Here is a 5,820-nt window from a genome sequence, read left to right on the forward strand (position 1 = left end):
GAGCAGGGCGGGCCCGGCCGCGCGGTTGGCGAGCGTCCAGGCCTCGGGGGAGCGGCGGGTCTCCGGGGTGCGGACGCCAAGGACGCCGTTACCCGGCAGTCGACCGAGCAGTCCCAACAGGCCGGTGACCCCGACCACGAGGGCGAGACACGCCAGGAGCACCACGACCACCACGAGCACTGCGTTCACGCCCCCGAGGGTACGCCCGCGACGGGGGATTTCCGATTCGCCTCATCCCCCGTCGGACCCTCCCCGGCAGAGCCCTCGATGAGCGCGAACAGGCGCGCGAGCTCGCGCTTGCCCTGCTCGTCGAGGCGGTCCAGGAACTCCCGGCGCACGGTGGCGACGTGGTCGGGTGCGGCCTCCGCGATCTCCCGCATGCCCTCCTCGGTGGCGGAGACGAAGGCGCCCCGGCCATCGGTGGGGCAGCTCGTCCGCTGGACCAGTCCCCGTCGGACCATCCGGGTGACCTGGTGGGAGAGCCGGCTCCGCTCCCATTGCAGGACATCGGCCAGCGCGGTCATCCGCAGCGGTCCGTCGGCCTCGCTGAGGTATACGAGCACCTCGAACTCCGGCTCCGTCAGGCTCGACGTGGCCTTGAGGTCCCGCTGGATGGCCAGGTGGAGGCGGCCCTGGATCGCGAGATAGTCGCGCCAGAGCGCCTTCTCCTCATCGGTCAGCCATCTGACGCCGTCGGTCACCGGGGATTCGCTCATGGGCCCAGTCTACGCCCATAGTTGACACGACACCTAGTGCGGCGATAGAAGTGTGTGACGCATCATCCGGATGCGTGACCCGAAAGGACTGACCCCGTGAGCGCCTCAGAATCCGTCGCCCCGACGCCCGCCCCCCGTACCGGCGCGGCCGCCACCCTCGTCGCCGTACCCGGACCCGTCCGCGACATCGGCCTCCTGCTGACCCGGGTCCTGCTCGGCGTCGTGCTGATCGCCCACGGCTGGGAGAAGCTCGTCACCAACGGCGCGGGTGCCACCAGCGAGTTCTTCGACTCCGTCGGCGTCCCGGCCGCCCAGGCCGCCGCTGTGTTCGCCGGCGTGGTCGAGCTGGCCGGAGGAATCCTGCTGGTGGCGGGCCTGCTCACCCAGGTGGTGGCGGCGCTCGTCGTCGTCGTCATGTTCGGCGCCTACCTTTTCGTCCACCAGGGCGCTGGCATCTTCGCCACGAACGGCGGGTGGGAACTCGTCGCCGTGATCGCGCTGGCCGCCACGGTCTTCGGCCTGGCCGGCCCCGGGCGATACAGCCTCGACGCGCTGATCGTCGCTCGCCGTACCGCCGGGCGCCGGACGGCGACGGCCTGATCGGTCCCGGCCCGCACACAGCGGTGCCCACACGCCGAGGAGGCCCGGCCCGCTCCAGGGTTTAGGCTGGACACGGCCTGCGCGTGGGCACCGGCGAGGATCAGGGAGAGCAGACAACCGTGAGCAGTAGCGACGAGACCGTCACCGCAGATCAGCCCGCCACCGGGTCGCAGGCCGAGCAGGCGGGGCCCGCCCACCGCTACGGCGCCGATCTCGCCGGTCGCATCGAGTCGCGGTGGCAGCGCGAGTGGTCCGAGCGCGGGACGTTCGAGGCCCCCAACCCAGTCGGCCCTCTCGCGCCCGCCGACGGGTCGGCGCCGCCCGAGGACAAGCTCTTCGTGCAGGACATGTTCCCGTACCCGTCCGGCGCCGGCCTGCACGTGGGCCACCCGCTGGGGTACATCGCCACCGACGTCTTCGCCCGCTATCACCGCATGCTCGGGACGAACGTCCTGCACACCCTGGGGTACGACGCGTTCGGTCTCCCCGCCGAGCAGTACGCCGTGCAAACCGGCCAGCACCCGCGGGTGACCACCGAGGCCAACATCGTCAACATGGAGCGCCAGCTCGGGCGGCTTGGTCTGGGCCACGACCGCAGGCGCGTGGTGGCCACCACCGACACCGAGTTCTACCGCTGGACGCAGTGGATCTTCCTGCAGATCCACGGCGCCTGGTATGACCCGGAGGCCCCCGCCCGCACCACAGATGGTGGCGCGCATCCCACCCGCACCGGCCGCGCCCGGCCGATCGCCGAGCTGCGCGAGCAGTTCGTCTCCGGTGCGCGGCCGCTGCCCGAGGGGTTCGCCGGCCGCGCCTGGACCGACCTCACCGCCGCCGAGCAGGAGAAGGTGCTCGACGCGCACCGGTTGGTGTACCTGTCCGACTCCCAGGTCAACTGGTGTCCCGGGCTGGGAACCGTGCTGGCCAACGAGGAGGTCACCGCCGAGGGCCGCTCCGAGCGTGGCAACTTCCCGGTGTTCCGCAAGAACCTGTCCCAGTGGATGATGCGGATCACCGCCTACGCCGATCGGCTGGTCGACGACCTGGACCGTCTGGACTGGACCGACAAGGTCAAGTCCATGCAGCGCAACTGGATCGGCCGCTCGCAGGGCGCCCGCGTGCGATTCGCGGTGGCCGACAGGTCCATCGAGGTCTTCACCACCCGCCCCGACACCCTCTTCGGTGCCACCTACATGGTGCTTTCGCCCGAGCACCCACTGGTCGACGAGCTGGCCGGGCCGTTCTGGCCGGACACCCAGGGTGCTGTCGGCGCGGCCGGCGATGCGGGCCCGGGTGGAATCGACGAGCGGTGGACCGGTGGGCACTCCTCGCCGGCCGAGGCCGTGCAGGAGTACCGCCGCCGGGCCGCGACCAAGTCCGATCTGGAGCGCCAGGAGAACAAGGACAAGACCGGCGTCTTCACCGGCGCCTACGCCGTCAACCCGGTCAACGGGCAGCAGGTCCCGGTGTTCGTGGCGGACTACGTGCTCATGGGCTACGGCACCGGGGCGATCATGGCGGTGCCCGCCCACGACTCCCGCGACCACGAGTTCGCCACGGCCTTCGGTCTGCCGATCGTCCAGGTGGTCGCCCCGGCCGACGGGAGCGAGCTCGACGTGGCGACCGAGGCGTACGCGGGTGACGGCGTGGCCGTGAACTCCACCAACGAGCTCGGGCTCTCTCTCGACGGACTCGGCGTCGACGAGGCCAAGGCCGCGGCCATCGCCTGGCTCGAGGGCGAGGGCACCGGTGAGGGCACCGTCCAGTACAAGCTGCGCGACTGGCTGTTCGCCCGCCAGCGCTACTGGGGCGAGCCGTTCCCCGTGGTCTACGACGCCGAGGGTGTCCCGCACCCGCTGCCGGACGAGATGCTCCCCGTCGAGCTGCCCGAGGTCGAGGACTACAAGCCCGTCTCGTTCGACCCCGACGACGCGGACTCGATGCCGTCCCCGCCGCTGGCCAAGGCCACCGAGTGGATGACCGTCGAGCTCGACCTCGGCGACGGCGTGCAGACCTACACCCGCGACGCCAACGTCATGCCCAACTGGGCCGGCTCCAGCTGGTACCAACTGCGCTACATCGATCCCACCAACTCCGACGAGCTCTGCGCGCTGGAGAACGAGCGCTACTGGACCGGGCCGCGGCCCGAGATCCACGGCGAGGGTGATCCCGGGGGAGTGGACCTCTACGTCGGTGGAGTCGAGCACGCGGTGCTGCACCTGCTGTACTCGCGCTTCTGGCACAAGGTGCTGTTCGACCTGGGCCACGTGACCAGCGAGGAACCCTACCGCAGGCTGTTCAACCAGGGGTACATCCAGGCGTTCGCCTACACCGACTCGCGCGGCGTCTACGTACCCGCTGCAGATGTAGTGGAGCGGGACGGGAAGTTCTACCTGGATGACTCTCCGGATGCCCCCGAGGTCTTCCAGGAGTACGGGAAGATGGGCAAGTCGCTCAAGAACTCCGTCTCCCCCGACGAGATCTGTGACGAGTACGGCGCCGACACCCTGCGCGTGTACGAGATGTCCATGGGACCGCTCGACACCTCCCGGCCCTGGGCCACGAAGGACGTCGTGGGGGCGCACCGCTTCCTGCAGCGACTGTGGCGTGTGGTGATCGACGAGTCCACCGGGCGGGCCCGCGTGACCGAGGACGAGCCGTCGCAGGACGTGCTCAAGGCGCTGCACAAGGCCATCGCCGGGGTCCGGGACGACTACGCCGGTCTACGGGACAACACCGCGATCGCCAAGCTCATCGAGTACGTCAACCTCCTGACCAAGAGCTACTCGACGGAGGGGCCGGGGGCACCGCGGTCGGTCGTCGAACCGCTGGTGCTCATGGTGGCGCCCGTCGCCCCGCACCTCGCCGAGGAACTGTGGTCCCGGCTGGGACACACCGGGTCGCTGGCCCACGGACCGTTCCCCGAGCACGACGAGTCCTATCTGGTCGAGGACTCGGTGGAATACCCGGTGCAGATCAAGGGCAAGGTGCGCTCGCGCATCACCGTGCCCGCGGACGCCTCACCGGCCGAGGTCGAGGCCGCGGCCCTGGCCGACGAGAAGGTGCAGGCGAACCTCGACGGGGCGACCCCGAAGAAGGTCATCGTGGTGCCGGGCAAGATGGTCAACATCGTGCCCTGACGGGCGTGTCCGCCGGCGTGCTGTGGGCTTGCGCGCCGGCGTGCTGTGGGCTTGCGCGCCCGGAATGGTCCCGTCCGGGCGCGCACTCCGCCCGAGTGCGTACAGAGGGGCCGCGCAAGTCGGGGTAGGTGGGATGACGACTCAGCCGACCTGGACGAACACCGCCGAGGACGAGCCGATGAGGTAGGTGGTGGTGACCATCCACATCGCGTAGCTGGCGAAGAGCCACGGACGCCACCTGATGTGCTGCTTCCACCGCCGGTAGGTCTTGACCCCCGCCGTCACGGACAGGCCCACGGACAGGAGCAGGGGCAGAAGCACCACCTCGACGCGGTCCTGTGTCAGGCACGTGCCGCCGGGTTCCGTGCACTCCTCGCCGATGCCTCCGCCGAATGCGACGAGGGCGACCGCCAAGAGGACGACGGCCGAGGCGGAGAGCAGGACGTAGCGGATGGCGTCGGTGGCCTGGCGCTCGTTGCGCTCGAGGCGCTCCAGGGGGTCGTCGGATTCGCCGATCGGCTGAAAGGTCACCGTCCGCTCCCCACGAATCCGTTGTGCCCGCCGGCCTCGGCCACTTCGTCGACCGTCGCGATCCCCAGCTGATCGTCCGTCACGGGTGGGAAGAGCGGGCCCCCGCCGAAGGCACCCCGGTGCGACAGCGGCACCTCGCCGTCGTCGTTCTTCAAACCCTTCTCGCGACCGTATTCGGCGGTGATGATCGTGGACCCGCTCAGCCGGGGGAGCGACGGGTCCTCGGTGAGGGCCGCGATCACGCGGCCCACGAAGGTCGGGTCCTCGGCGCGGTCGAGGGGGAAGCCGTTGAAGTCGTCCATCCCCAGCGACAGGATGAGCTCGGTACGGATGAGCCCGAGCCACAGGGACAGGGTGGACACCCCGGTGCCGGCGAGCTCGTGGGCCATGTCGGCGGCCATCTTGTCCAGGGCGGTCTTGCTCATCCCGTAGAGGACGGTGTGGAACGGAGCGCGCGACCCGAACGAGGAGATGTTGACCATCAGACCGGAACCCTGCGGGACCATCACCGCGGCGGCCTCGCAGCACGCGACATAGTGCGCGCGCAGCCCCACGCCCATGAGCGCGTCCCAGTCGCCGGCGGGCCGTTCCCAGAACCTCCCGTTGAACCCCATGAAGCCCTTGGGGTTGGTCCAGACGTTGTTGACCAGCAGGTCGAGTCGTCCGGTGTCGGCGACGATCCGGGCGATGACGGCGGCGATCTGCTCGTCGCGGGCGTGATCGCACTCGAGGGGGAGCACCCGGCCGGAGGCGCCGGCCGCGGCGTCGACCGTGGCCTGCAGTCGCTCGGCCGAGCGCCCCGTGACGTACACGGTCCACCCGGCGTCGGCGAG

The 5,820-nt window shown here is 70.3% G+C and carries 6 protein-coding genes; 2 read left to right on the plus strand and 4 right to left on the minus strand.

All coding sequences use genetic code 11. The features are described 5' to 3' along the window. Together IY392_RS08305 and IY392_RS08310 are read right to left on the minus strand one after the other, a co-directional pair. Positions 1–189 (minus strand): SdpI family protein (locus IY392_RS08305; protein WP_194860948.1); only part of this gene is annotated, 189 nt, incomplete at its 3' end. Continuing rightward, positions 186–716 (minus strand): MarR family winged helix-turn-helix transcriptional regulator, encoded by a 531-nt coding sequence (locus tag IY392_RS08310; RefSeq protein WP_194860949.1) that lies wholly within the window; start codon positions 714–716, stop codon positions 186–188. The genes IY392_RS08305 and IY392_RS08310, both read right to left, overlap by 4 nt. A 96-nt stretch (positions 717–812) precedes the next feature. On the opposite strand from IY392_RS08310, the gene IY392_RS08315 reads away from it, so the two are divergent. After that, the gene (locus IY392_RS08315) at positions 813–1,316 is read left to right on the plus strand and encodes a DoxX family protein (RefSeq protein WP_194860950.1); all 504 of its coding nucleotides are present in this window, start codon (positions 813–815) and stop codon (positions 1,314–1,316) included. Between the two features lie 119 nt (positions 1,317–1,435). Beyond that, the gene (locus tag IY392_RS08320) at positions 1,436–4,456 is read left to right on the plus strand and encodes a leucine--tRNA ligase (RefSeq protein ID WP_194860951.1); all 3,021 of its coding nucleotides are present in this window, start codon (positions 1,436–1,438) and stop codon (positions 4,454–4,456) included. Positions 4,457–4,597: 141 nt separating this feature from the next. On the opposite strand, the gene IY392_RS08325 is transcribed toward IY392_RS08320, so the two are convergent. Further along, on the minus strand, positions 4,598–4,987 hold the full coding sequence (locus IY392_RS08325) for a hypothetical protein (protein ID WP_107757848.1): 390 nt from the start codon (positions 4,985–4,987) through the stop codon (positions 4,598–4,600). Continuing rightward, positions 4,984–5,820, minus strand: an 837-nt coding sequence (locus tag IY392_RS08330) for an SDR family NAD(P)-dependent oxidoreductase (protein WP_194860952.1), incomplete at its 5' end; no start/stop codon positions are given. The genes IY392_RS08325 and IY392_RS08330, both read right to left, overlap by 4 nt.

The organism is Dietzia sp. SYD-A1, assembly GCF_015356725.1.
Classification (GTDB): domain Bacteria; phylum Actinomycetota; class Actinomycetes; order Mycobacteriales; family Mycobacteriaceae; genus Dietzia.

What these genes read in the sequence shown, in the direction of transcription:
- IY392_RS08310 (WP_194860949.1), bottom strand. Translation starts at nt 716, where the DNA reads ATGAGCGAATCCCCGGTGACCGACGGCGTCAGATGGCTGACCGATGAG.